This is a genomic window from Nocardioides segetis (genome assembly GCF_051390595.1).
In the GTDB taxonomy this organism is placed as follows: domain Bacteria; phylum Actinomycetota; class Actinomycetes; order Propionibacteriales; family Nocardioidaceae; genus Nocardioides.
Genome location: NZ_JBNINR010000005.1, coordinates 16,633 through 42,037 on the forward strand (window position 1 = coordinate 16,633; position 25,405 = coordinate 42,037).

At 75.0% G+C, this 25,405-nt stretch carries 23 protein-coding genes; 21 read left to right on the forward strand and 2 right to left on the reverse strand.

The window, feature by feature from the left end:
* Positions 1 to 12 precede the first annotated feature (12 nt).
* The gene (locus tag ACPZVR_RS10655) at positions 13 to 2,868 is read right to left on the reverse strand and encodes a fibrinogen-like YCDxxxxGGGW domain-containing protein (protein ID WP_436699559.1); all 2,856 of its coding nucleotides are present in this window, start codon (positions 2,866 to 2,868) and stop codon (positions 13 to 15) included.
* A gap of 113 nt (positions 2,869 to 2,981) precedes the next feature.
* On the opposite strand from ACPZVR_RS10655, the gene ACPZVR_RS10660 reads away from it, so the two are divergent.
* Positions 2,982 to 3,578 carry a hypothetical protein gene (locus tag ACPZVR_RS10660; protein WP_436699560.1) on the forward strand — a complete coding sequence of 199 codons (597 nt, stop codon included), beginning with the start codon at positions 2,982 to 2,984 and terminating at the stop codon, positions 3,576 to 3,578.
* A 25-nt stretch (positions 3,579 to 3,603) separates the two neighbouring features.
* Here the strand turns inward: ACPZVR_RS10660 and ACPZVR_RS10665 are convergent, their stop codons facing one another.
* Positions 3,604 to 4,575 (reverse strand): glycosyltransferase, encoded by a 972-nt coding sequence (locus ACPZVR_RS10665; protein WP_436699561.1) that lies wholly within the window; start codon positions 4,573 to 4,575, stop codon positions 3,604 to 3,606.
* A 163-nt stretch (positions 4,576 to 4,738) separates the two neighbouring features.
* Here ACPZVR_RS10665 and ACPZVR_RS10670 point away from each other — a divergent pair, with 163 nt between their 5' ends.
* From ACPZVR_RS10670 to ACPZVR_RS10765, 20 genes are all read left to right on the forward strand, one after another.
* A complete protein-coding gene (locus ACPZVR_RS10670) occupies positions 4,739 to 5,350 on the forward strand; it encodes a sensor histidine kinase (RefSeq protein WP_436699562.1) in 612 nt (203 codons plus the stop codon).
* Positions 5,347 to 6,027 (forward strand): LuxR C-terminal-related transcriptional regulator, encoded by a 681-nt coding sequence (locus tag ACPZVR_RS10675; RefSeq protein ID WP_436699563.1) that lies wholly within the window; start codon positions 5,347 to 5,349, stop codon positions 6,025 to 6,027. Before ACPZVR_RS10670 ends, ACPZVR_RS10675 begins: the two co-directional genes overlap by 4 nt.
* 310 nt (positions 6,028 to 6,337) lie before the next feature.
* The gene (locus tag ACPZVR_RS10680) at positions 6,338 to 6,724 is read left to right on the forward strand and encodes a hypothetical protein (RefSeq protein ID WP_436699564.1); all 387 of its coding nucleotides are present in this window, start codon (positions 6,338 to 6,340) and stop codon (positions 6,722 to 6,724) included.
* A gap of 49 nt (positions 6,725 to 6,773) precedes the next feature.
* Positions 6,774 to 7,766, forward strand: a complete 993-nt coding sequence (locus ACPZVR_RS10685) for a hypothetical protein (RefSeq protein ID WP_436699565.1) — start codon at positions 6,774 to 6,776, stop codon at positions 7,764 to 7,766.
* Between the two features lie 48 nt (positions 7,767 to 7,814).
* Positions 7,815 to 9,155, forward strand: coding sequence for a polysaccharide biosynthesis tyrosine autokinase (locus tag ACPZVR_RS10690; RefSeq protein ID WP_436699566.1), 1,341 nt, complete (start codon positions 7,815 to 7,817; stop codon positions 9,153 to 9,155).
* A gap of 34 nt (positions 9,156 to 9,189) precedes the next feature.
* Positions 9,190 to 9,573, forward strand: coding sequence for a hypothetical protein (locus ACPZVR_RS10695; protein WP_436699567.1), 384 nt, complete (start codon positions 9,190 to 9,192; stop codon positions 9,571 to 9,573).
* Complete coding sequence (locus tag ACPZVR_RS10700; RefSeq protein WP_436699568.1) at positions 9,570 to 10,271, forward strand: sugar transferase; 702 nt, start codon at positions 9,570 to 9,572, stop codon at positions 10,269 to 10,271. The genes ACPZVR_RS10695 and ACPZVR_RS10700 overlap by 4 nt, the downstream gene beginning before the upstream one ends.
* A 1-nt stretch (position 10,272) precedes the next feature.
* Positions 10,273 to 11,376, forward strand: coding sequence for a glycosyltransferase family 4 protein (locus ACPZVR_RS10705; RefSeq protein WP_436699569.1), 1,104 nt, complete (start codon positions 10,273 to 10,275; stop codon positions 11,374 to 11,376).
* Between the two features lie 52 nt (positions 11,377 to 11,428).
* Positions 11,429 to 13,576, forward strand: a complete 2,148-nt coding sequence (locus tag ACPZVR_RS10710) for a glycosyltransferase (RefSeq protein WP_436699570.1) — start codon at positions 11,429 to 11,431, stop codon at positions 13,574 to 13,576.
* Entirely contained in the window at positions 13,573 to 14,874 is a 1,302-nt protein-coding gene (locus ACPZVR_RS10715; RefSeq protein ID WP_436699571.1) for an O-antigen ligase family protein, read from the forward strand. The genes ACPZVR_RS10710 and ACPZVR_RS10715 overlap by 4 nt, the downstream gene beginning before the upstream one ends.
* Entirely contained in the window at positions 14,871 to 15,443 is a 573-nt protein-coding gene (locus tag ACPZVR_RS10720; RefSeq protein ID WP_436699572.1) for a YveK family protein, read from the forward strand. The genes ACPZVR_RS10715 and ACPZVR_RS10720 overlap by 4 nt, the downstream gene beginning before the upstream one ends.
* Entirely contained in the window at positions 15,440 to 16,267 is an 828-nt protein-coding gene (locus ACPZVR_RS10725) for a polysaccharide deacetylase family protein (RefSeq protein ID WP_436699573.1), read from the forward strand. The genes ACPZVR_RS10720 and ACPZVR_RS10725 overlap by 4 nt, the downstream gene beginning before the upstream one ends.
* A complete protein-coding gene (locus tag ACPZVR_RS10730; protein ID WP_436699574.1) occupies positions 16,264 to 17,403 on the forward strand; it encodes a cellulase family glycosylhydrolase in 1,140 nt (379 codons plus the stop codon). The genes ACPZVR_RS10725 and ACPZVR_RS10730 overlap by 4 nt, the downstream gene beginning before the upstream one ends.
* On the forward strand, positions 17,396 to 17,815 hold the full coding sequence (locus ACPZVR_RS10735; protein WP_436699575.1) for a hypothetical protein: 420 nt from the start codon (positions 17,396 to 17,398) through the stop codon (positions 17,813 to 17,815). The genes ACPZVR_RS10730 and ACPZVR_RS10735 overlap by 8 nt, the downstream gene beginning before the upstream one ends.
* Positions 17,812 to 20,589 (forward strand): oligosaccharide flippase family protein, encoded by a 2,778-nt coding sequence (locus ACPZVR_RS10740; RefSeq protein WP_436699576.1) that lies wholly within the window; start codon positions 17,812 to 17,814, stop codon positions 20,587 to 20,589. Before ACPZVR_RS10735 ends, ACPZVR_RS10740 begins: the two co-directional genes overlap by 4 nt.
* Before the next feature lie 2 nt (positions 20,590 to 20,591).
* The gene (locus tag ACPZVR_RS10745) at positions 20,592 to 21,701 is read left to right on the forward strand and encodes a glycosyltransferase family 4 protein (protein ID WP_436699577.1); all 1,110 of its coding nucleotides are present in this window, start codon (positions 20,592 to 20,594) and stop codon (positions 21,699 to 21,701) included.
* Complete coding sequence (locus tag ACPZVR_RS10750) at positions 21,698 to 22,789, forward strand: glycosyltransferase family 4 protein (protein ID WP_436699578.1); 1,092 nt, start codon at positions 21,698 to 21,700, stop codon at positions 22,787 to 22,789. The genes ACPZVR_RS10745 and ACPZVR_RS10750 overlap by 4 nt, the downstream gene beginning before the upstream one ends.
* Positions 22,786 to 23,583 (forward strand): hypothetical protein, encoded by a 798-nt coding sequence (locus ACPZVR_RS10755; RefSeq protein ID WP_436699579.1) that lies wholly within the window; start codon positions 22,786 to 22,788, stop codon positions 23,581 to 23,583. Before ACPZVR_RS10750 ends, ACPZVR_RS10755 begins: the two co-directional genes overlap by 4 nt.
* Positions 23,584 to 23,586: 3 nt before the next feature.
* The gene (galE, locus tag ACPZVR_RS10760; RefSeq protein WP_436699580.1) at positions 23,587 to 24,597 is read left to right on the forward strand and encodes a UDP-glucose 4-epimerase GalE; all 1,011 of its coding nucleotides are present in this window, start codon (positions 23,587 to 23,589) and stop codon (positions 24,595 to 24,597) included.
* Complete coding sequence (locus ACPZVR_RS10765) at positions 24,594 to 25,379, forward strand: phosphotransferase (RefSeq protein ID WP_436699581.1); 786 nt, start codon at positions 24,594 to 24,596, stop codon at positions 25,377 to 25,379. Before galE ends, ACPZVR_RS10765 begins: the two co-directional genes overlap by 4 nt.
* The last annotated feature ends 26 nt before the right edge of the window (positions 25,380 to 25,405 follow it).

The following is a 25,405-nucleotide window of genomic DNA, read 5'->3' on the forward strand; positions in this document are numbered from 1 at the left end:
GACTCAGCCAGGTCATCCCGCCTCGGTCGCGAGAGCCTGCAGTCGGAAGGTCAGATCCGGCGTCGCCCGGTAGTTGAGGTGCGTCTCGACGGCGATCTCGTTCGCCCCCGCACGCAGGAGTGCCAACGGTACCTCGACCACGAGCGGATCCGCGGCAGCCGCCGCGTCGCGGATGGCGGCGGTGGCGTAGGTCGTCGAGGTCAGCGGCCCGGCAGGCAGTCCCTTGCGGGCGACCTCGACACCGTTCACGTAGACCGCGGCGCCGTCGTTGGCGACCGCGATCAGCCTGAGCGAGGACAGGTCGGCCGGGTCCGCGATGTCGACGGTGTGGCGGAAGTACGCCGTCAACGGCCGGTCCTTCGTCGTGGCGAACGTGTCGATCGGCGTGCCGACCGAGGTGGCACCCCAGCCGAGGGTCGCGGCACCGGTCGGCCACGCGCTGTCGTCGTAGCCGGGCTCCGCCCAGCCGTCGCCGGGCGCGACGGGCTGGTACCACCAGGACCATGCCGCGTCCGCGGCGACCAGCTCGGTGACCCGCGCGACGGTGAGCACCGAGGTGCTCGCCGAGACGTTGCCCGCGCCGTCGGCGGCGCGCACGAAGTAGCGGGAGGTGCCGTCGAACGGGAGCGTGACCGTGGTGGCGGTGGTGGTCGCGATCGGACGGTCGTCGCGCAGCACCTGGTAGCGCACGCCGCTGGGGTCGCTGCTCGCGTCCCAGCCGAGGGTCACGGTGGTGCCGGTCTGGCCCACCACGCGCAGGCCGGAGGGCCGCGACGGCGGGCTCACATCGCGCGGGCTGAATCGGGCGAAGCCGCCGGAGGGGTCCTTGGCGCTGCGGGCGGAGGCGGCTGTCACGATGTCACCGCCCATCCAGACCCGGCCGTGGGAGTCGGTCGTGATCGCCCAGATGCCGCTGCCGAGCCGGGACCTGAGCGTCGGGGTGAAACCGGGGATCCGCTCGCCGGTGCTGGCGTCGAAGGCGCCGGCCCAGTGCACCGTGTCGGCCTGGGTCCACGGCGTGGAGTTGAGCGGCCAGGTGGTGGCGTCGGTGTAGGAGTTGGCGTTGCAGTGGCAGCCGGCGTACATCACGTCGCCGTCGCGACCGAGCGCCTGGAGGTCGCCGTGCGGGTCGAAGATCGTGGTGCGCTGACGGGCGAACGTCGTGGGCGAGAAGCCGAACATGCTGTGCTCCGAGCCGCCGACCCAGATCTGGCCGGGCGCCGTGGCGACGGTGCGTTGATAGTCGTTGGTGTTGCTCCACGTCGGGTTCCAGGCCGGGGTGGCCAGCGAGCCCGAGCCGTCGACCAGCACCGCGGCCGCGCGCTTCGCGCTCACCGCGCCCTTGGCCTGGGAGAAGAACCCGACGGCGTAGACCTGGGTGGCGTCCTCGGAGCCGGCGACGCTGGCCACCGTGCCGTTGAGCTCCGGGTTCCAGCCGGAGACGGGCAGCCCGTCGGAGACGTCGAGCAGGGCGAGGTTGCGCATGTAGGACCAGGTGGCCTGGCCGGCGCCCTTGACGTGGGTGAAGCCGCCTCCGACGACCAGGTGGTCGCCGACCACGGCGAGCGAGCGCACGGAGGCGACTCCGCCGGTGAGGCGGTTCTCGACCTGGGTGGACCAGTCCGTCGCGGTGGCACCGGTCTCGGGGTCGAGCGCGACGAGGGCCGCCGCCGGCTGGCCGTTGACCTGGCTGAACAGTCCGCCGGCCACGATCCGGCCGTCGGGCAGGGTCGCCAGGGTCCGGACCTGCTGGTCGAAGGTGGGCCGGAAGGAGGAGATCCAGTTGCCGGTCGTGACGTCGAACGCGGCGAGGTAGGGCTGCTCCCACTCGCTGCCGCCGTCGGTCCTGACATAGCGGAAGTTGCCGGCGACGAACATCCGGTCGCCGGACTGCGTGAACGCCTGGACTTCGACGTCACCCTCCGCCGACGCGTGGGAGGCCAGGCCGGAGACGCTCCAGTTGAGCGAGTCGGCGAGCGAGGAGGCCTGCGCCCGCTGCCGGACCTCCGCAGTGCCGCTGTCGGGGATCGCGTCGAAGGAGGCCGAGGAGACCTGGGGACGCAGGTAGACCTGGGTCACCGGCAGCGCGCTGCCGGTGTCGGTCGGGGAGTAGAGGTACGCCGACGTGGCGCTGGACCCGGTCGCCTTGGAGCCGTAGCCGAAGCCGTAGTCCCACCCGGTGACCGCGCGGCTGCGGGTGTCGACCCACTTCCAGGTGCTGTCGGTGCCGAAGGCGTTGGTCGTGCCGCCGGTCCTGGTCGTGCCGGCGATCGTGTACGACGAGATCGGGTGCAGCGCGTCGAAGTTCCAGACCCACCGGTCGCGCCGCGCGAGCCGGAGCCGCGTCTCCTGCCAGCTGGAGCCGTCGTTCTTGGCCGCCCGGCGCAGTCGGATGCCGTCGGCGAGAGCGTCGACCCGGCCGCCGTCGAGCAGCTGGTCGACAGTGGCGCTGGACATCTGGTGCACGTCCTGGCCGCCGGCGTAGCCGGGGTCGAGGAGACCGGCGTCGGCGTTGCGGCCGTCGTAGTCGGTGGTCCAGCCGTTGCGCCCCTTGCCGATCATGACCCAGCCGCCGCCGTCGGTGGTCTGGTCGCAGTAGACCTGGATCGGCTCGGTCATCGCCGGCGTGAGCAGCCAGTAGACGCCGCTCGGCGCGCTCGAGCGCTGCTGCTTGATCTCCCAGCAGGAGCCGGCGGCGGTCTCGGGGGCGTTGCCGAGCGCCGCCGGGGCGATGGGCCGGTCGACGCTCGCGGGCCGGTGCGTCCCCGCGGCGGTCGCGGCGGCGGGCAGGGGGGCGTCGAGTGCGACCAGGCCGGTGGCGAGGGCGAGGATGCTGAGGGTCGCGGCAGGGACGCGAAGCTTGGGCAACGGGGATCCTGACGTCTCGGGCATGGGAAGGTGTGTCCCATGCGGGGGACGATTCTGGTCGGCGCGACCACCCCGTGTCCTCATCAAGGTTGTTGAAGGAAGGTCGGGGCGACGTGGGACAGGTCACATTGCGGCTCGGGTCGATGCTCGCGGCCGCACTCCTGCTGGCCGGCTGCTCCGGTGAGGACGACCCGGCGACGTCGAGTGCGCCGGTCGGGTCGGACGGTGCTTCGGGAAGCCCCGCGGGTACGGCGAGCGGCTCGCCCCTGACTCCGGCACCGCCCGAGATCCGCGCTCACGGCGTGCCGGAGGCGACCGCATCGGAGGCGTCGGACATCGTGGGCAGGGCACTCACCTCGGTGAACGACGCGCTGGCGTCACCGGGCGAGGCCGCCACCATCCTCGACGACGCGGTGGTCGCCGGCGCGGCGCGCGAGGCGCTGCTGGCGCAGGCGGCGGAGTACGAGGACAACGGGTGGACCGTCACCGGCCAGCCCCGCGTCGTGCGCACGGTGGTGCGCGGCCAGGGAGCCCGCGTCCGGGTCAGGGCGTGCGTCGACCAGTCGGCCGTGGTGGTCACCGACGGCGCCGGCACTCGGCTGCCGACGGGCACCGGCGCGCCCCGGACCTGGATGGTCTTCACCCTCGTGCGGGCGGGCGACGAATGGCAGGTCGTGCGCCAGACCTTCCCGGCGGACCCGGACTGCTGACTGCTGACCCGCCCCGGCCCGCGTCTCAGGCGACGTGGGACAGCACGGTTGGCGCGGGGACGAGCGCCGGCCGGCTGCGGCGGACCGCGGAGAGGGCGGCGGCCTCCAGCAGGTGCTCGACGGCGAGCCGGGTCGCATCGGGGACGGCGACGACCAGGCCGCGCCGGGACAGGCTCTCGACCATCCGCACCTGGTGGTCGTCGACGTGCTCGCCGTGGGCGGCCTGCCGCGGCAGCACCACCGGGACCCGGCCCGCGTCGAGCGCGGTGAGGATCGAGCCGGCGCCGCCGTGGGTGATCACCACGTCGGCGGCCCGCATCGAGGACGTCATCTGCCTGGCGGTCAGCCAGCGGTTGCGTTCGACGCCGTCGCTGCCGAGCGTCTCGCCGACCTGCCAGGTCACGTCGACCCCGGCCGGGAGCGCCGCGACGATCGCGTCGACCGCGCGGGGGAACGGGAAGTGCTCGCTGCCGAGCGCGACCATGACCCGGCGTAGTGGGACGTCGGGTGCAGGTGTGACCTCGAAGGCGCTGAACGCGTCGAGCCCGCGCTCCCAGGGCGCGGGCCAGCCGGGCTGCGGGGCGAGCAGGCGCGCCTTCGGCAGCAGCGCGGCCAGGCGGCCGGTGGCCGACGGGCTGTCCATCCGGGCCACCGACTCGACGTAGAGGATCGGGGTGCGGAGCAGGGCCGCGGCCACCAGGTGCGGCGTCGCTTGGGCGGCGCCCGTCGAGACCACCAGCCGGGGACGCAGGCGGCGGTGGAGCGTGAGGGCGAAACGCAGGTTGCGCGCCGCCCTGGCGTACTCGCCGGACTGCACCAGCGGCGACCAGGTGACCTGCTCGCGGGCCAGGCGCTCGTCGGTCTGGATGTGCCGGGGGATCACCCAGTGCCTCTCGGCCCGGGGGATCTCGAGCGCGTCGACGACGAACTCGAGCTCCTTGAAGTGCCCGCCGACGGAGGATGCCAGCAGAACCGGGCCGGGTGCGGGGATGGACATGCCGCGAACCAACCCCACGACGTCGCCCGAGTGGTGGGCGATGGGAGACCTTCAACAATCTTGGCGAAAAGCGTGGATCAGGCAGGGCCGGTTCCCGCACTGGAGAGGGGAGCACCGGGAGTCCGGGGCTCGGAAGGACCGCTCGACAGTGAGAGGAAGCCCGATGACGACACGCCAGGTACGCCGCTACCAGGCGCAGCTCCACGAGATCAGCACCACCGTCGCCGGACTCGCGTCGGCCGCCGAGGTGCTGCCGATCCTCCCGGTCGGGGAGCGGGAGCGCTTCGAGGCGATGATGCTCAGCGAGCTGCGCCGCCTCCAGCGTGTGGTCGTCGGCGATGTCGGGAGCGCGGTGCGCGAGATCGTGGTCGACGAGGTCGTCGGCCCGCTGGTCGTCGCTCACGGGGCACGCGGCCGTCGGGTGCGGTGGCCCGGCTGCGGCCTGCGCGCCGCCGGCAGCGCCGACGTGCTGAGCGAGGCGGTCAACGTGCTCCTCGACAACGCCGCCCGCCACGGCGCGACCGACGACATCCGGGTCGAGGCCAGGCAGCGGGGCGACCGGGTCGAGCTGCGCGTCGTCGACTCCGGCCCCGGCGTCCCGCCCGAGCTGCGTGACGAGCTGTTCGGCTGGGGGCGCCAGCGGGACGGCTCGCCCGGACAGGGCATCGGCCTGGCCGTGGCCCGTGGCCGGCTGCGCGAGTGGGACGCCGACCTGCGCCTGGAGGGCACGGCCCCCACCACCTTCGTCATCGACCTTCCGGCGGTGGGCCGATGAGCACCGTCGAGCGCCGGGTCGCGATCCTCGACGACCACGAGCTGCTCGCGGAGTCGCTGGAGATCGCCCTCTCCGTCCACGGGTACGACGTGCGCCGGGTCCCCGTTCCCGCCGACGGTGGCGCGCCCCGGACCCTGGTCGACGCGCTGGTCCGGCTGCGTCCCCGGGTGCTGCTGCTCGACCTCGACCTCGGCAGGTTCGGGGACGCGACCCCTGTCATCGCCCCGCTGCACGCCGCCGGACTGCGGGTCGTCGTACTGACGGGGGAGCCGGACCGGGCTCGCTGGGGCCGGGCGCTGGCGGAGGGCGCGCACACCGTGGTGCCCAAGTCGAGCGCGCTGATCGAGGTGATCTCCACGGTCCGCCGGGTCGACGACGGTCATACCGTGCTGTCACCCGACGAGCGCTCCGCGCTGGTCGCGACCTGGCGCGAGCGGGTCGCCGAGCGGGCCGCGGACGAGGTCCGGCTGGCCCGGCTCAGCCCGCGCGAGGCCCGGGTCCTGGGGCTGCTGATGAAGGGCATGCACGTGCGCGACATCGCCGCCGACCAGGTGGTCTCGGAGGCCACCGTCCGCTCGCAGGTGCACGCGATCCTCACCAAGCTGGGTGTCTCCTCCCAGCTCGCCGCCGTCACCCTCGCCCACCGCAGCAGCTGGCGCCCGCCGGTCCCGGCCTAGATGATTGATGCGCGGGTCTCGCACGCTCCGCGACGCTCAGCATCCGCGCTCGCTGCGTTGCCGACGCTCGACGTGCGCCCAGCATGCCTTCGCGCCGGCGCCTTGCGAGCGCGGCGCCGAGCGCCGCTCGCAGCACGATCCCCGCGCATCAATCATCTAGGGCGGGTCTCCAGCCAACTTTCCCGAGAATCTCCGCCCCGCGTGGATCAACGCGCACCGCGGACCGCACTGGAGGGAGGTCAGGTCGCCCGGCCCCACATTCCGGGCGACCTGGCCTCCCCATCCCTGATCCGACACAGGAGCGACTCCGTTGGCCGACCCGACTGCTGACGCCGATGACGCCGCCACGCCGAGCTGGCCCGCGTTCATCCCCCACCGTGAGATCGACGGCCTGCTCGAGCGCATCGAGAACGCCGCCGCCGTCGAGCCGGCCGAGGCCGCACGGCTGCTGCGGATGATCTCGAAGGAGGCGCAGCGGCTGCGGGCCATGGCGCTGCGGATGACCACGGAGAAGCTCGCCGAGGCGGACCGGGAGGCCAGCGGGATCCTCAACGAGGCGCTCAGCCATGCCGACTCCATGCGGAGCGTCGGGCTCGCGACGCTCAACTCCCGCCTCGACGAGGCGGACCAGCTGATGGCGACCGTCCGCGAGGCCTTCCGCCTCGAGCTGCGCGCCACCCACCTCAGGGACGCCTGACCGGCGCCGCCCGCGACCACCCCGACGATCCCTTCCCCTGGAGGAACCGATGTTCAACCGCACGCGCAACCAGAGCGGACAGCAGTCCGCGATCGCCTCCGCCTTCGACGACGTGCTCGCCGAGCTCGGCTCGAAGGCCTCCGAGGAGCCGGCCGCGGTCGCTGCCGAGGGCGGCGCCGCCGGGGCCGACCCGAGCGTCCAGACCGAGACCTCGGAGCCGGCGCAGCCGGCGACCCCGGCCGTCTCGGCGACCGACCGGATCACCGAGCACGCCGAGACCCTGCGCGCCACTCGCGACGCCCAGCACAAGGCCGAGGAGATGCTCGCCCTGGCCGCGACCGCACGCAGCGAGGCCACCGACCAGGCCGAGCAGATCGTGCTCGAGGCCAAGACCGCCGCCGAGCAGGTGCGGGCCGCGGCCGAGGAGGAGGCCGAGCGCGCCCGGCGCGAGGCCGTGGAGTGGGTCAAGGAGCAGCGCGCCCGGGTCGAGAGCGCGACCGCGATGCTGACGCGCAACGCCGAGCGCGACGCCGAGAACATCCGCACCGAGGCGATGCGCTCGGCGATGCTCGAGGCCGAGCAGACCGCGCGGCTCTACGTCGGCGAGGCCGCGGCCCGCGGCGCCCGCGACGCCGAGGAGATCCGCGGCACCGCGCGTGAGGTGCTCCACCGGGCCGCCGAGCTCGGGGCCGACCTCCAGTCCTCGCTCGGGGAGCTGGTGCAGGTGCTCCAGCTCGCCACCGGAGCGGTCAGCGACCAGCTCCAGGCGATCGACGCGCTCCTCGACGAGGTCCGCCGCGACTCGGCCGCCGCGGCCACGACGGCGCCGGAGGCGTCGGCCGACCCGGCGGCGTCGGGCGACGCCGCGGTGCCCGAGAAGACCTCCGGCGAGCCGGCCTCCGAGCCCGGGGCGGCGTCCGACACCGGCGGGCCCGACACCGGCGGGCCCGACACCGACCGGTCCGCCTCCGCGTCCGACGCCGAGGAGCCCGGCGACGGTTCCCGCAAGCTCGGCGCGCTCTTCCGCGACCCGGCCAGCTGAGCGCGCCCCGACCCCCGCACGACGTCGTACTTCCAGTGAGGACCAGTCATGACCACCACACTCCTTGATCCCACCGACCAGCCGTCGGTGACGTCGGTGGCCCGCGGGGGCTTCCGGGCGCTGGGCGCTCTCGTCTGGCGGCGCCGCTGGGTGGTCCTGCTGGTGTTCGCACTCGTCGTCAACGCGGTGGCGGCCGGGCTGGTGATCGCGCCGCGCGAGTACACCGCCTCCGCCCGGGTGGCCGCGACGCCGCCGGCGACGGCGACGACCGGCTCCCCGGCCAGCTACACCGACCTGCTCGGCACGGTCGCCGACGTCGCCCGGTCGCGCCCGCTCCTCGAGGACGTGGCCGCCCAGGTGTCCCACCGCTCGGTCGCGCAGCTGCGCGACGAGGTCGAGGGGAAGGTCATCCCCGGCACCGTCATCATCCAGGTGTCCGTCCACGACGCCGACCCGGACCGGGCCGCCGAGATCGCCAACCTGGTCGTCGCGGCGCTGCCCGAGCACGACCCGAGCAGTGGCTCCTTCGAGTTCAAGGTGACGGAGGAGGCCGTCGCGCCCGACCGGTTCAGCTCGCCCAACGTCCCGGTGACGGCGCTCGCCGGCCTCCTGCTCGCCCTGCTGCTCGCGGTCGTCGCGGCGGCCGCCGTCGACCGGCTGTTCCGCACCGTCACCGAGGCCGAGGAGATGGGTGCGATCACCCAGACGGCCGTGCTCGGCGTCATCCCGAAGCCCGAGGACCTCGACAGCGTGCCGGCCGTCGAGCCGCGTGCCGACGAGTTCCAGGCGCTGCGCGCGCTGCGGATCGCGATCGAGTTCGCGAGCGTCGAGGACCCGAGCCGGCTGCTGGTCGTCTCCTCCGCCAGCACCACCGAGCCCGGCGCCGGCTGGCTCGAGGTCAACATGGCCGCGGCGCTCGCCGACGTCGGCCACCGGGTCCTGGTCGTCAACGCCGACCGCGACGCCAAGGTGCATCCCGCGCTGGAGAACCCCGGCGAGCCCGGCCTCTACGACGTGCTCGCCGGCTCCTGCGACCTGCGCGACGTCGTCATCGACGGCCCGGCGCCGCGGATCGACGTGCTGCCCCTCGGCCAGGCGCACCTGGCCGCGCCGAGCCTGCTCGAGATGCGGTTCCGCGGCATGCTCGACGACACCGAGGGCCTCTACGACGTCGTGATCGTGCACGCCGCCTCGGTCGCCAGCTCCGAGGACGCCCGGATCATGGCCATCCACGGCGCGATGGTGCTCACCGTGCCCTCCGGCCGGGTGCACCCGCGCTCGGTGCAGCGCGCCGCCGAGCACCTGCGCACGATCCGGCTCCGCGTCCTCGGCACCGTCCTCGTCGGCGCCCGACCGGGCCGCCGCAAGCGTCGTACGCGCTCTGCCTGACGTCCCGGACCGACATCCCCAGGAGGGGCATTCCATGAGCACCACCACCCAGGCTCCCGCCGACCGGTCGGAGCCGACCGAGACGTTCGCCGACATGGCGCGGTTCCTCGCCCATCTGGAGTACGCCGTCACCGTCGACCCCGACGAGGCACCGCGCGTGCTGCGATCCCTCGCCGACCACGCCCGCAGGGTCCGGGGGAGCACCTTCACCCGGATCACGGAGATGCTCGGGGAGGGCAGCCGTGAGGCCGACCGGATCGTGGCCCAGTCGACGGCGCAGGCCGAGCGGATCCTCCATTCCGCACTGTCCGCGCTCGACAGCAGGGTCGCCGAGGCCGACCGGGTGACCGCACACACCCGGGCGGCCTGCGAGGTCGAGCTGCGCGCCGATCGGCTCGCCCCGAAGCCGGCGCCGTGAGCGCCCACCAGAGCTCGCCGGAGTTGCTGTCCGTCGTCCGGACCCCGGTCCCGGCCGGGACGGCTCCGGCCGAGGGCCCCTTCTTCCGGGTGCAGCGCCACGGCCGGCTGCGCGGGGTCACCGAGGCGGTCGTGGCCGGCTCCCTGCTGATCGTGCTGCTGCCCCTGGTGGCACTGATCGCGGTCCTCATCCTCGGCACCAGTCGTGGGCCGGTGCTGTTCCGCCAGGAGCGGGTCGGTCACGGCGGCCGGGTGTTCGAGGTGCTGAAGTTCCGCACCATGTACGCCGACGCCGAGGCACGTGCGGCCGAGGTCTTCGCGCGGCACAACGACGGATCCGGGCCGCTGACCAAGCTCCGGGCGGACCCGCGGGTCACCCCGGTCGGGCAGTGGCTGCGCCGGCTCTCGCTCGACGAGCTGCCCCAGCTGTGGAATGTCGTCAACGGCACCATGGCGCTCGTCGGGCCACGCCCGAACACGCCGACCGAGGTCGCCAGGTTCGCGCCGTCGGAGCACCGCCGGCACGCCGTCCGTCCCGGGATGACCGGTCTGGCCCAGGTCAACGGGCGCAGCGACCTCGAGTGGGACCGGGCGATCGAGCTCGACCTGGAGTACGCCGACCACCGCTCGCTCCGCATGGACCTGCGCATCCTGCTGCGCACCCTCCCCGCCGTCTTCGGTGGCCGCGGAGCCTACTGACATGCGCGTCCTGCACGTCGTGGAGTCACTCGGCGGGGGAGTGCTGACCTCGGTGCTCAGCATGGTCGACGCCACGTCCGACCTCGAGCATCACCTGGCGATCTGGCACCGCCGCGAGCACGCCGACACCGGCGACCAGCGGCGCGCGTTCACGACCGTGCACGACCTGCCCGGTCAGCCGCACCGCGCCGCCCGCCAACTGCGCGACCTGGTCGCGACGCTGGCGCCGGACCTGGTCCACGCGCACTCGTCGTACGCCGGGGTGCTGGCCCGTTCCTCGGACCTCGGCACGTCGGTGGCCTACAGCCCCCACTGCTTCGCCTTCGAGCGCACCGACCTCGGCGCGGTGGCCCGAGCGGCGCTGCGTGAGGTGGAGCGATCCCTGGTCCGTCGTACCGACGTGCTCGTCGCCTGCTCGCCCCACGAGGGCGGCCTGGCCGCCGAGCTCGGATTCCGCAGGGTGGTGACCGTGCCGAACCGTGCCCTCCATCCGCCGAAGGGACGGGCGCGGCGCAGCGAGCCGTTCCGGGTCGTCGCCGTCGGTCGGGTCGCCGAGCAGAAGGACTGGCGCCACCTGATCGAGGTCAAGCGCGAGGCCGACCGCCGGGCCGCCGCCGACCTGACGCCGTTGCGGTGGGAATGGCTCGGCAGCGGCGACGCCGAGGGCGAGCAGGCGCTGCGCGCGGCGGGCGTCGAGGTGTCCGGCTGGCTGCCGCGTGCCGAGGTGATGGCGCGCCTCGGCTCGGCCCAGGCCTATGTGCACACGGCCGCCTGGGAAGGCGCGCCGGTGAGCATCCTCGAGGCGGCCGCGGTCGGCCTGCCGATCGTCGCGCGGGTGCTGCCGACCCTGGCGAGCGACGACGTCCCCGGCCTGGAGACGACGGTGGAGGGCCTGGCCGAGCGACTGCACGACCTGCGCGAGCCGCTCGCCTGGACCCGGGCGCACCGCCGTTCCCTGAGCTTCTCGGCCGAGCACTCGGCCTCGCTCCAGCGCTATCGCCTCACCACCGCTTACCGGTACGTGCCGTCGTCGACGAGCCGGGGCGCGGAAATTCCCCGGGCCGAGATGGATCACCGGATGGTCCCCGACGCACTGGTGCGGTGACGGCCGGCCCCCGAGTGGGGCCGGTCCCCCCAGACCAGAGCGGAGCGCGACGATGACCCAGGTTCTCGATCCCGTGGCCCTGCCCGGGACCGACCTCCGGCAGCGGCTGCGGGTCACCGTGGTCCAGCAGGGGGGTGTGCTGGGTGGTGCCGAGCGCTGGCAGCTCACCCTCGCCGAGGCGACCGACCGGCTCGACCTCGCCGTGATCGCCGTCGGCGACGGCCCGACGGCCGCCACCTGGCGCGACCGGGGCGCGCCGGTGGCGACGGTCCGGTCGGAGCGCCGCGCGGCACGCATCCCGCTGCTCGCGGCCCGCGTCGGGGCCGCCCTGCGGGCCGCGCCGCCCGATGTGGTCGTGGCGCACGGCGTGAAGGCGGCCCTCGCGGCGGCCCCGGCCGCCTGTGCCCTCGGCATCCCGTTCGTCTGGGTCCGTCACGACGGCTCCTTCGCGGGCTGGCCGACGGCGCTCCTCGACCGGGTCAGCGACGGCCAGATCGCCACCGGTGGCTGGCTGTTCGAGGGCCGACGCGCGGCGCACCCGCTGCTGCTCAACCCGCCCCGGACCACCGACCACCTCACCCGGGGACAGGCCCGCGCCGCGCTGGGCGTGGATCTCCCGGGCGAGCGCCTGATCGCCGCGATGGGCACGCGCATCGTCCACGGCAAGGGCATCGACGACGCCATCCGGGCGCTCGCCGACCCCGCGGCCGCCGCCTGGGACCTGGTCGTCGCCGGCATCCACGACCCCGACGACCCCGGCGAGGAGCACCGGCTCACCGCGCTGGCGGACGAGCTCGGCGTCGGCGGGCGGGTGCGCTTCCTCGGCGAGGTCCCGGCATTCGGCCGCCTCGCCCGGGCCTTCGACGCGGTCCTCGTGCTCACCAAGCCCACGGCGTCGCTGCCCTGGCACCGCGAGGCGTTCGGCATGGCCGCCTTCGAGGCGCTGAGCGCCGGCGTCCCTGTGGTCGTCACACCGCCGCTGGGCGCGATGGCCCAGGAGGGCGGCATCGAGGTCCGACCCGGCGCGCCGGCCGACGTGGCCGCGGCGCTGGTCGCGCTCGAGGACGCCGGCACCCGCACCCGGCGCGGCACGACGGGCGCCCGGGTCGCCGCGGCGTACCCCGACGCCGCGACCGCGGCCCGCGTGCTGGTCGACTTCCTCGCCGACCTCGTCCACCGGCCCGGGATCGGCCTCGCCCCGTCCGCGCCCGCGATCAGCGTGGTCACCACCGTGCTCGACGACGAGGCGGCCACCAAGGAGCTGCTCTCCGCGCTGGTGCCCCAGCTCGGGCCCGACGACGAGGTGATCGTGGTCGACGGCGGGTCCGCCGACGACACCGTCGAGGTGGTGCGCGCCTATGCCGCCTTCGACGAGAGGGTGCGCCTCATCGTCGAGCCCGGTGCGGGGATCTCCCGGGGCCGCAATGTCGGCATCCGCGCCGCGAGCCACGACCGGATCGCCTGCACCGACGCGGGCTGCGTGCCGGCGCCGGGCTGGCTCGCCGCCTTCCGCCGCGCCTTCGCCCGCGACCCCGAGGTCGACCTGTGGACCGGCACCTACCGGGTCGAGTCCCACCAGCCCTGGGAGCACGCCCTCGCCGCGGCCGGCTACCCCCGGATCGAGGAGCTGGCCCGGCCCACGCCGTGGGCCCGCACCTACGGCCGGCTCTTCGGCCGGTCCTTCGACGCGTCCATGCCCACCGGCCGCTCGGTGGCCTTCGCGCGCGTCGCCTGGGCGGGTGTCGGGGGCTTCCCCGAGCACCTGCAGACCGGCGAGGACGTGCTCTTCGGCCGCAGCATCGTCGCCGCCGGCGGCACCGCCCGGATGGTGCGCGACGCCGAGGTGAGCTGGGCGCAGCGCCCGACGTTCCGGGCCAACCTCACCATGTTCCGTCGGTACGGCGAGGGCAGCGGCAACTCGCTCGACGCCCGCCTGCTCGGCCGCGACCTGGCCCGGGTGGCCGCCTACACCGCCGCGGCGGGCATCGCGGTCCGCGGCTCCGCCGGCGCCCGGACGGCGGTGGCCACCGGCCTGGCGGCGTACCTCTCCCTCCCCGTCACCCGAGCCCTGCGAGGCCCGGACCCGCTCCGCACGGTGCCGCTGGTGCCGGCGGTCGCGGCCGCGCGCGACCTGGCCAAGGCCTACGGCGCCCTGGCCGCCGCCGCGCGCCGTCGGAGCCGTCGGAGCCGTCGGCGATGACGCTGCAGCGCCGTCTTCCGGTGCCCGCGCTGGCGGTCGTGGCCGTCCTCGCGGTGCTGCCGTTCGGTGGGGCCGTCTCGGTCGGGCTCAGCGTCGCGTTCGTGGCGATGGGCCTGCCCGCGGCGATCGCGGCGTGGTTCCTGGTGACCGACCGGCGGCCGGTGCCGGCCTCCCTCATCCTGCTCGGCCTCGCCCTCGGCATCGTGACCAGCCTGATCGCGGCCGCCGGGGGAGTGAACCCGGGGGACGCGATCACCCGGGTCGTGGTCGCCTTCATCGCCCTCGGGTACGCCGTCGGCCTGGCCATGGCCTACCGCCCGGGCTTCGAGCGGCTCGGCCTCGACCTGCTGGTCGTGATGGGCGGCTGCGTCGGCGCCTACGCGCTCAGCGGCGCCGGCGCCCTGCAGGCCGCCGCGGGGGGCTGGGTCGTCGACGGCCGGCTGACCGGCCCCTTCTCCCAGCCCAACGAGCTCGGCATCTTCTGCGCCGGGCTGCTCCCGGTGGCGGTCACCTGCCTGGTGACCGCAGGCTCCCGGCTGCGCACCGCGCTGCTCGCGGCGGCCACCCTCGCCATCGTGCTGGCCTGGGTGCTCAGCATGTCCCGCGGCGCCTGGATCGGCGGTTGCGTCGCGCTGGTCGTCCTCGCCGTCGCGGTCCCGCGGAGCCGTCGGCTGCTGCTACGGGCCGCGGCGGTCGCGGTCGCCACCTGTGGGCTGGCCCTGGCGCTGCCGCCGGGAACCCCGCTCCTCGGCATCCTCGGCATCCGGCTGCGCTCGATGGGCGACACCGGAGCCAACGAGTACGACGCCCGCCCGCTGATCTGGGGCGAGGCGTGGCGCCAGATCGCCGACCGCCCGTGGTTCGGCGTGGGCCCCGACGGCTACCGGGTCGCCGCGACCGACTCGCTGAGCACGGTCTCGGCCTACGGCGCCGACCACGCCCACGACCTCTATCTCAGCGTGCTCGTGGAGCGCGGCGTGATCGGCATGACGGCCGGTGTCGTGGTGCTGCTCGGCTGTCTGGTCGCCGCCCGGCGGCATCTGCTCGCCCAGGCGAGCGCCCCCGACGAGGAGGGCGCCGTGCTGTCGGCGCGCAGCCTGGCGGTGCTCGCCGGGCTGCTCGCCATCGCCGTGCACGGCGTCTTCGACATGCCGCTGTGGAACCCCATCGTCTACGGCTTCACCTGGACCCTCCTCGGGATGGCCGTCGTGGCGGAGATCGTGCCCCTCGTCCGCCCCGCCCCCGCCGGCACCCCGCCCGCCCCCACCCCCCAGCAAGAAGCGAGGACCCCCTCATGACCACCGCAGGACAGGCCCAGCGGCAGCGTGACCGATGGCGCTCCATCGGCATCCTGGTGGGTGGGCTGGTGCTGGCGATCGGCTTCGGGATCCAGATGATCCTGCTGATCCCCACGACCTACACCGCCACCAGCGCGGTCGCGTTGCGCCCGCTCGCGGCCGAGGTCCCGGCCGACACGGTCGAGATGCTGGCCCACGAGTACGGCGTCTCGCTCAGCTCCGCCGAGACCGCCGAGATCGCCCGGTCCGACGCCGCCTCCGCGGGGACCGCCGGCGGCAACGACGCGGACGTGTCGGTGAGCACCGTCCAGGATCCCGGCACCGCCACGCTGCGGATCGTCGTCTCGTCGACCAGTCGCAGCGCCGCGATCCGGGTCGCGAACGAGCTCGCGTCGTACGCCGTCGCCCAGGGGGAGGACGACACCACCACCCGCGTGGTGCCGGTCGTCGAGGCGGGCGTCGCCGGGGTGAGCTCGGTGCCGCCCCGCCACCTCTACATCGCGGCGCTGCTCTGTCTCGCGGCGCTGGTGCTCGCGGGCGGGCTCTACCGGATCCGGGAGCGGACGTGAGGCCCCCGGCACCCGCCCGGGTGCTGATGTACCACGGCGTCGACCACGTGTCCCGCGAACGGGACCCGCACGGCATGTTCGTGACGCCGGCCAACTTCCGGGCGCAGATGGAGCAGCTCCTGGAGGCCGGGTTCGTCCCCGTCACCGAGGCGGCCTACCTGGCGGCGCTGGGGGGCGCCCGACTCCCGCGCAAGGCGGTGCTGGTCACCTTCGACGACGGCTACCAGGGGGTGGGGGAGCATGCCGCTCCGATCCTGGAGTCACTCGGCATCCCGAGCGTCCTGTACGTGCTGGCCGACCTCCTCGGGGGCCGCGCCGACTGGCTGGGCGACCGGCTGGGCTACCCGCTGCTGTCCGCCGGGGAGGTGCAGGGGCTTCGTACGCAGGGGATGGCGATCGGTGCCCACGGCCTCGACCACGCGGACCTGACCGCCGTCGACGACGCCGAGCTGCGCCGCCAGACGCGCGAGACGCGGGCCGCGCTGACCGAGCTGCTCGGCGCGGACGTCTCGACCTTCGCGTTCCCGTATGGCGCCCACGATCGGCGCGCGCGTGAGGCGGTGGCGGCCGCGGGCTACCGCGCGGCGTTCTCCGTGCACCGGCCGGCCGGCCGGTTCGGCATCCAGCGCGTCGACGTCAACGCCACCGACACCCTGCGCACGCTCCGGGTCAAGCTGCACGGGCTCTACCCGGCCGCCCGGCGTACCTCGCGGCATGTGCCGCGCGCCCGCCGCCTGGTCCACGACCTGCTCGGCAGCGCCTACGACGCTCCGGAGCCGGCGCCCGCCGGTGCCGGAGACCCGCTGGAGGTGAACCGCTCGTGAGGCTGCTGCTGCAGCGGGCACTGGTCGCGCTCGGGGTCGTCGGGCTGCTGGCGACCGGCGCCCTGGCCACCCGGCTGACCTGGGCTCCGTCGGCCGACCCCGGCCCGAGCCCGGCGGCCTCGACGGTCACCTCCGACCCGACGAGGGCCGAGCGGGCCGAGCCGCCCGTCCCGGCGGCCCCTGACCCGGACCTCGGCGTCCAGCTGTCGGCCCACCACCGGTCCAAGCCCGACTACGCCCGCCGGGTGCTGGCCCGGCTGGCCGAGTCCGGCGCCGGATGGGTCCGCGTCGACGTCGGCTGGGCGACGCTGCAGCCGACGCCGTCGGGCCGCTTCGAGCGGTGGTACGCCGAGCTGATCGACGACGTGCTCGCCGCGGCGCGCGACCACGACCTCAAGGTCATCGTGGAGTTCTGGCTGACCCCGTCCTGGTCGAGCCCCAACGGCAGTCGCTACGCCCCGCCCACCGACCCGGCCGCCTACGCCCGGGCCATCGGCCGCGCCGCGCAGCGTTGGGGACACCTCGTCGACGCCTGGGAGGTCTGGAACGAGCCCAACTTCGAGGGCTTCTTCGAGGGCGCCGACCCACAGACGTACGTGAACCTGCTCTGCGCGGCCTATCCCGCGGTCAAGGCGTACGACGACGCCCCGGTCCTGTTCGGCGGCATCATGTACAACGACGCGCCCTGGCTGACCCGCGCCTACGAGGCCGGCGCCGCCGGGTGCTTCGACGCCCTCGCCGTCCACCCCTACATCGGGCCCAGCGACGCGGCCCCCGAGACGGCGTCGGTCGGCGCGGTCTGGCGCCTGACCAGCACACCCATGGTCCACGACGTGATGGCGCAGTGGGGCGACGGCGGCAAGCAGGTCTGGATCACCGAGCTGGGCTGGTCGACGGGCACCGAGAACGACGGCAACCCCTGGGACCGACCGGTCTCGATTCCCCAGCAGGCCGACTTCCTGCGCCGCGCGGTGGACCTGGTCCGCGCCGAGTACCCCTACGTCGGTCCGATCATCTGGTACCGCGACGTCGACGGCCCGACCAAGGCCTACCAGGACGGCTTCGGCCTGATGCGAGCGGACCTGCGCGCCAAGCCGGCTCTGCGGTCCTTCGAGGCGGCGGTCCGAGGTGACTGAGCCGCATCCGACGGATCGACCCGGTGGGCCGCCTGCGGCGCCGGACGGCGCGGTCGAGGAGATCACCGGATGGGACCAGGGCCTCGCCTACGTCGAGACGGTGCTTGCCCGGCTGGTCGCCGACCGCGCGGAGGCGGCCGACCTGATCCGGGCCCGGGCGCGGGCGACCGCGGCCGACGAGGCTCGGGCACAGGCGTTGGCCCACGTGGTCGGCGAGGCGGTCCGGGCCGCGCTCCTGGCCGACACCGCCCGGGCGGCGGCCCGGCTCCGGGTCGCCGAGGCGGCCCGTGCGGTGCTGCCGTTGCGCGCCTCCGCGGCGGAGGTGCGTGCGCTGCTGGACGTCGCGTTCACGACGGCGCGTGCCACCGAGCGGGCGCTGGGGGACCTGCTCCCGGAGGGGCCCGCGCGATGACCGCCCTCGGCACCACGCCCGAGTCCCGCGTCCGGGCCGTCGCCGGCGCGGGCTGGCTCGGGCTCGGTGCGGTCGCCGCCAAGGCCTGCCAGACCGCGGTGCTCCTGGTGTTCGCGGCCGTGCTCGCACCCGCGGAGTTCGGCATCATCTCGCTGGCCGCCGTGCTGCTGAACGTCTGCGTCGTGGTCGCCGACCTCGGCACCAGTACCGCCCTGGTGCCGTTCCGCGGCGACGCCGAGCGGGCCGCCCGGAGCGCGCTGTCCCTCGCCCTGGGTCTCTCGCTGACCCTCGTCGCCGTCGTCTGGGCCGTGGCGCCTCGGCTCGCGGCCGTGCTGCAGATCGGCGCCGAGGGTGCCACGGTGCTGCGTGGGGTCGTGCTCTGCCTGCCGTTCGCGGCCGCGGCCGGGGTCAGCGCCGAGCTGGTGCGGCGCTCTCTCGACTTCCGGCGCCGGGTGCTCCCCGACATCGGGGGCAACGCGGTCGGTGCCGTGGTCACCGTCGCCGCGCTCGCCGCGGGCCAGGGGGCGTTCGCGCTCGTCATCGGTCAGCTGGTGCAGGCGGCACTCGTCCTGCTGCTGTTCTGGCTGCTGCAACACCCGGTGCTTCCGGGCTGGTCGCGCGGCGACGTGCGCGCGCTGCTCGCGTTCGGCGGCGGCTGGGCGGGCAGCAGCCTGCTGACCCTGCTGATCCTGAACCTCGACTTCCTGCTCGTCGCCCACCGACTCGGCGCCCACGACGTCGGCACCTACTCGATGGCGTTCCGGCTCGCCTACATGCCCTATCTCCTCATCGCGATGGTGATCGGCGGCAGCCTGTTCGCCCACCTGAGCCGGATGCGCGGTGCCGCCGTGGGACGGGCCGCGATCGACGCCGCGCTGCTGGTGCACGCCCTCGTCGTGCCGCTGTACGCCGGCCTGCTGGTGCTCGCACCCGGTCTGACCGTGCTGGGGGAGCAGTGGGCACCGGCCGTGCCCGCGCTGCGCTGGCTCGCGGTCTACGGCCTCGCGCTCAGCGCCCTCGAGGTGCTCGTCGTGGTGCTCAAGGCGGCGGGCCGGACGACCGACGTCCTCGCGCTGACCGGCCTCCACCTGGTGCTGCTGCTGACCGTGCTGCTCCTCGTGGTCGATCGCGGCATCACCGCCGTCGCCGCCGCGCAGGTCGTCGCCGTGGCCCTCACCGTCCTCGCCGCCGGGGCGCTCGTCGCCCAGCGGGTGCCGGCGATCCCCTGGCCGGAGCTGGGGCGCGGGCTGCTCCCCGTGGCCGCCGGCGGCCTGGCTCTCGGCGCCACCGCGCTCGGCGCCGGCGCAGTGCTGCCGGTCGCGCGCGACTCGCTCGGCGGCGTCCTCGTGGCCGGCACGCTGTCGCTGACCGCCTATCTCGCGACCGTCGCGGTGCTCGACCCCGCCGATCGCACCGGTCTGCTCCGCACGCTCCGGCCTCGTCGCCGAGCGGTGTCCGCCGTACCCAGGACCGTCCTCACGACCGGACTCCTGGCCGCCCTCGTGGCAATCGGCCTCGGCGCCGCCGCCCTCGCCGTGCTGGCGCCGGTCCCTCTGCTCGCGGCGCTGGCCGGCGCAGCGGTGGTCGCCGGGGCGTTGCTGCGGCTCGAGTGGGCGGCCGTGCTGCTGGTGGTCGCCGAGCCCTTCGGCGATCTGCTCCGCGAGGTGCACCCCGAGGCGGTCAAGGCGATCGGGCTGCTGCTCTTCGGCTCCTGGGCGCTGCGGCTGGCCGCGGGCGCCCGCCCGTCGTTGGCCCGGCATCCCGCGGGCGGCGCGCTCGGTGTCGTCGTGCTGGCCCTGCTGGCCTCGTTCGTGGTGCGCGGCATGGATCTCGCGGTCGGGCTCGACCACGCGGTGAGCTACGGGTCCTACGCGCTGGTCGTCGTCGCCCTGGTCGACGCCGTGCGCCGCGGCCGCCCGGGTGCCGAGGCCGTCGCGGCGCGGCTGGCCACCTGCTTCTTCCTCGCGTGCACGGCGGCCGGCACGGTCGCGATCCTGCGCTTCCTCGCGACGGGCGGCCGCGCGGGCGGGCCGCTGGAGGACCCCAACGACCTGGCCTTCTTCCTCGTCGCCGCCCTCCCGTTCGCCTTCGTGGTGGCCCATCGCCGCCGCCCTCCGGCGGTGGCCGGGGTGGCCGCCTGCGCGGCGGTGCTGGTCGTGGCCACGTGTGCCACGTTCTCCCGCGGGGCCCTGCTGGCGATCGTGGTGATGACGGTCGCGGCGCTGCTGCTGCGGACGCTGCGCGTGGCCACGGTGGCCTGGGTCGCGCTGGCCGCCCTGACCGGGCTCGGGCTGCTCTGGGCGACCCATGCCGACGTCGTCGAGCGCAGCATCGCGGAGAAGGAGCACATCGCCGCCGCGAACGTCGACTCCCGCTACACCACCTGGACCATGGCCGCCGAGATGACCGCCGACAGCCCGTTGCTCGGTCAGGGTCCGGGCGGCTTCGCGGCCGCGACGCCGTCGTACGTGCCCGGCGACGTGTCCGCGGTGCCGCAGACGGTCGTCCACAACATGTACCTCGACGTCGCCTCCGAGCTGGGCCTGGTCGGGCTGGCCGCCTTCCTCGCCCTGCTGGCGTACGCCGTGCGCGGCGCGATGCGCGCACGACGGGTGCCCGAGCGGCGGCGGCCCGCCGACGCGGTGCTCGTCGCCTTCGCCGGCACGCTCACCGCCGCCTGCTTCCTGAGCGAGCAGTTCTACCTGCCGATCTGGCTGCTCGTGGCGCTGGGCGTCGCGCTCGACCCCGGCCCGGTCCTCGAGCGGCGGCGGTGAGCATGCGCGTCCTCCAACTGATCACCCAGAGCCGGGGCGGTCCGGTCGACCACGCGACGGAGCTGGCGGTCGAGCTGGCCCGTCAGGGGCACGACAGCCACCTGGTGAGCCCACCCGGCCCCCATCTGGCCCCGGCCGCGACGCAGGGCGTCACGGTCCATGTCGCGGCCGTCGCCCGGGCCACCGATCTGCGCGGTGCGCGGGCGGTGGGCCGACTCCTCGCCGCGGTCGCCCCCGACGTCGTCCACCTCCAGGACCGCCGCGCCGGCCTGGTCGGCCGGGCGCTCGCCGGCCCGCGGTCGGTGCCGTCGGTCTACACGCTGCACGGTGTTCCCGACCAGCTCGCGGACCTGGTGCCCGGCAACCTGCCGATCGCCCGGTCCCGACGACGCGACCGGTTGCGCTACCTGCGTCTCGAGGGTCTGCTCGCGCGCGCGCCCCGCTCCGCGGTGGTCACGCCCTGTCGCGCGCTGGCCGCCTACGCCCGCGACTACGTCGGGGTCCCCGGTGACCGCGTGCACGCCGTTCCCAACGGGGTGGGCCGGGACTGGCTGGACCGGCCCGCACCCCGGCCGACGGAGGCGGCGACGGTCGAGGTCGCCTGGCTCGGCCTGATGCAGCCGGTGAAGCGGCTGCCCGACCTCGTGACGGCCGTCGACCGGGTGCCCGGCGTGCGGCTGCACCTGATCGGCGACGGTCCCGAGCGGATCCGGCTGGAGGCCCTCGTCGCGGCCTCGGGGCATCCCGACCGGGCGCGCTTCGCGGGCTTCCGCGACGACCCGGCGGACGCGCTGCGCGCCGCCGACCTGCTGGCCCTGCCCTCCGCCGCGGAGGCCTGCCCGATGGCGCTGCTGCAGGCCATGGCCCTCGGCCTTCCCGTCCTCGCGACCCGGGTCGGCGGCGTCCCGGAGCTGGTCCGCGACCGCCGCGACGGGCTCCTCGTCGACGCGGGTGACGTCGGCGGCCTGGCCCGCGCCCTCGCCGAGCTGGCGGGCGACGCGGCCCTTCGCCGCCGGCTCGGCGACAGCGCGCGCGAGCGGGTCCGCGCGCACTACGCGATCGACCGCACCACCCGCGCGCTGGTCGAGGTCTACGAGCGGGTGGCCGGATGAGGATCCTGACCGTCATTCCCGAGCTCGGCGCCGGAGGCGCGGAGGTGGTCGCGCTCACCCTGGCCCGCGCCGCGGCCGCCGACGGCCACGCCGTCCGGGTCGCCAGCGCCCCGGGGTTCCGGGTCTCCGAGGTCCGCGCCGCCGGCATCGGCCACCTCGCGCTCCCCACCGTCGGTCGCCGTCCGTGGGACCTGGCGCGCGCCGTCGCCCGGCTGCGTCGGCTCCCGGCGCCGGACCTCGTCCACGCCCACAACCCGAAGGCGGCACTGCTGTGCCGCCTGGCCTTCGGCCGCCGGACGCCGCTCCTGGTCACCCTCCACGGCGTCGCCGACCACGAGCTCGGCGCGGCCGTGCGGATCCTGTGCCGCGCCGCCGACCACGTGGTCGTCGTCTCACCGCACCTGCATGAGCAGCTCACCGGCCTCGGCTTCCCGGCCGACCGCGTCACCGTGGTCCCCAACGGGGTCGACCGGCTGCCGTCCTACCCACGGTCGCGAGCACGGGCCGAGCTCGAGATCGCTCCCGACGAGGTCGTGGCGCTGTGCCCGGCCCGACTGGTCGACCAGAAGCGCCACGACCTGCTGGTCGAGGCCTGGGCCGCCCTCGAGCGCCCGCCCCTGCTCCTGCTCGCCGGCGCCGGACCCAACCGCGCACGCATCTCCGCCGCGGTCGCGCGCCACGGCCTGGCGGACCGGGTGCGGATGCTGGGGGAGCGCTCCGACATGCCTCGCCTGATGGCCGCCAGCGACCTGCTCACCCTGGCCACCGACTGGGAGGGACTGCCCATCTCGGTGCTCGAGGCGCTCGGTGCCGGCCTTCCCGTCGTGGCCTCCGACGTCCCGGGCATCGCCGACCAGTTCGGCCCCGCCGTCCACGTCGTACCGGCCGGCTCCGCTGCCGGCCTCGCCGCCGGCGTGCGCGCCGTGCTGGCCGACCCGCACCTCCGGGCCCGCCTGGCCGCCGAGGGCATCGCCCTCTTCGACCGGCGCTTCGGCGCCGAGCCGATGATCGCGCGCTATCGCGCCCTCCATGCCGCCATGACCGGAAGCTCGGTCCGGATCCCCACGACGACGGGAGTGTCACGATGAATCTCACCCGCAACCAGAGCCGGCGGCTGCTCTACGTCGGCGCCGGCTGCCTCGCCATCAGCCTGGTCACCGGACCGCTGCTGATGTCGGGCCTGATCGCCGGCGGTGGGGGATCCGACCGCGACCCCTCCGCGCCGCCGACCACCACCACGCCGGTCACGCCGACCGACGGCGGCGCGACCGCCGGCACGGCCGGGGTCGGCCCCGAGGTGGTGTCCTGGGGGAGGGAGGGGCGCCAGCTGGCCGTGGTGCTGCGCAACGACACGGACCGGATGCTCGACGAGGCGCGGGTGCGGATCATCGGTCGCAACGCCGCGGGACGGCAGGTCGTGTCGACCGCCGGGCCCGAGAACGACGTGTGCTGCACCGTGTTCGGACTCCCGCCCGGTGAGGAGTTCGCGGTCTACGCTCCGATCGACCCCACTGCCGCGGAGATCACCGACGTGTCGGTCGACTACGTCTCGACCGACTTCCGGCCGGTGCGTCCGGAGGAGGCGAAGGTCGTGGCCCGCAAGGGCAGGCTGCACCGCACCGCCGACAACACCGTCGTGACGGCGACGCTCCGCGCGTCCGGCCCGGTCGGCGACTATGTCGCCGCGCAGGCGATCCTGGTCGACGCCGACGGCCGCGTCGCCCAGGTCATCTCGGGCCGGTACTGGTGCTACGAGCCCGGCGTGCGCCGGCGGATCCGGCTCGAGCTCTACCGCCCCGTGCCCGCCGGCGTGCGCCTCGACCGGGTGATCGCGCACTCCATCCCCGACGGCGTGCCCCACGGCGGCAAGGGGAGGTGCTGAGCGATGGAGGTCCTGGTCACCGGTGGCGCCGGGTACATCGGGAGCACGGTGGTCTCCGCGCTGCTCGACGCCGGGCACCGACCGGTCGTCCTCGACGACCTGTCGTCGGGCCGGGCGGAGTTCGTGCGCGACCTGCCGTTCCACCGCGGCGACATCGGCGACCGCGCACTGGTCCAGCGGATCCTGGACGCCCACCCCGACCTCCGCTCGGTCGTGCACTGCGCGGCCCGGGTCGTCGTCCCCGAGTCGGTCGCCGACCCGGTCGGCTACTACCGCACCAATGTGGTCGGCACCCTCGAGATGGTGGCCGCGCTCGCCGACGGGGGCGTCACGGACCTGGTGTTCAGCAGCTCCGCCTCGGTCTACGCGCCCGGAGCCGGGCTCGGGCTCGACGAGTCGGCGCCGCTGGCACCGAGCAGCCCGTACGCCCGCACCAAGGCGATGATGGAGACCATCCTCGCCGATGTCAGCGCGGTGAGCGGTCTGCGCACCCTCGCGCTGCGGTACTTCAACCCGGTGGGCGCCGACCCGGCACTGCGGACCGGTCCGCATCAGCCGGTGCCCCAGCACGCCCTGGGGCGCCTGGTCGAGTGCAGCCGCCGAGGCGAGCCGTTCGAGCTGACCGGGGTCGACTACCCGACTCCCGACGGCACCGGCATCCGGGACTACGTGCACGTGTGGGACCTCGCGCGGGCCCATGTCGCCGCGATCGAGGGCTTCGACCGCGCACTCGACGGCCGACGGCACCAGGTGATCAACCTCGGCACCGGCCGTGGCACGAGTGTCCGGGAGCTGGTCGACACCTTCGCCGCGGTGGCGCACCGCCCCGTGCGGGTGGTGGCCGCTCCGCGTCGAGACGGGGACGCGGTGGGCGGCTACGCCCGCTGCGAGCGGGCGGCCGAGCTGCTCGACTGGAAGGCCGAGCTCGACCTGGCCGCGGGGATCCGCGACGCGCTGGCGTGGTCGTCGCGCCGGGCCGAGGTGCTGCCCGACCTCGCGGCGGTCGACCGATGACCCGGAGGCTGCTCGACGAGCTGCGGGCCGACCCGTCGCTCGTCGTCGACGAGGCGACCGGGCCCGGAGACCGCGCGCGGATCCTGCGGGAGGTCGAGGGGCGGCTGTGGGCTGCGGAGCACGGCATCCCGACTGCGGAGACGGTCGCCGCCGGGCGCCACGGCGCCTGGCTGGTCAGCCGTCGGCTCGAGGACCGACCCGGAGTCAGCCGGGGCTACCTGGAGGCTGCGCTCGAGGTCGCGCAACGGATCCAGCGCGCCCCTCGTCCCCCGCTCGCGCCGGTGGCCGACGCGTGGCGGGCGCCGCGGTCCGCGGCCCTCGGCAACGCCGCGCGACTGCTGGCCGGGGGCGTCAGCCCGCGCGAGTACGTCGCCACCCGGGCCACCGGTCAGCGGGTGCCCTGCACCGCGATGATCCACAACGACTTCCACCGCAGCAACGTGCTCCGCCTGCACGAGGGCGCCGGGGTCGCCGTGATCGACTGGGAGTTCCTCACGCCCGGACCGGTCCACCGCGACTTCCTGCAGCTGCTGGTCAACGTCCGCGACGACGAGCTGGCCCACGAGGGCTGGGAGCTGCTGCTCCGCTCGGCGCCGGCCGACGAGCACGACCTGATCGGCCGGCAGTTCCCCTGGCTCGCGCTGCGCACCTACGCCTCGCAGCTCACGGCCGTCGACGACGACCGTGATCTCGAGCAGCGGGCCCACAACCGCAGGCGCTGGCGCCAGGCCAAGGAGTGGTCCACGGCACTGCGTCGCTCCCGTGGATCAGAACGCCCGTGAGCGCGCACCTGAGGGAGGCAGCGCCA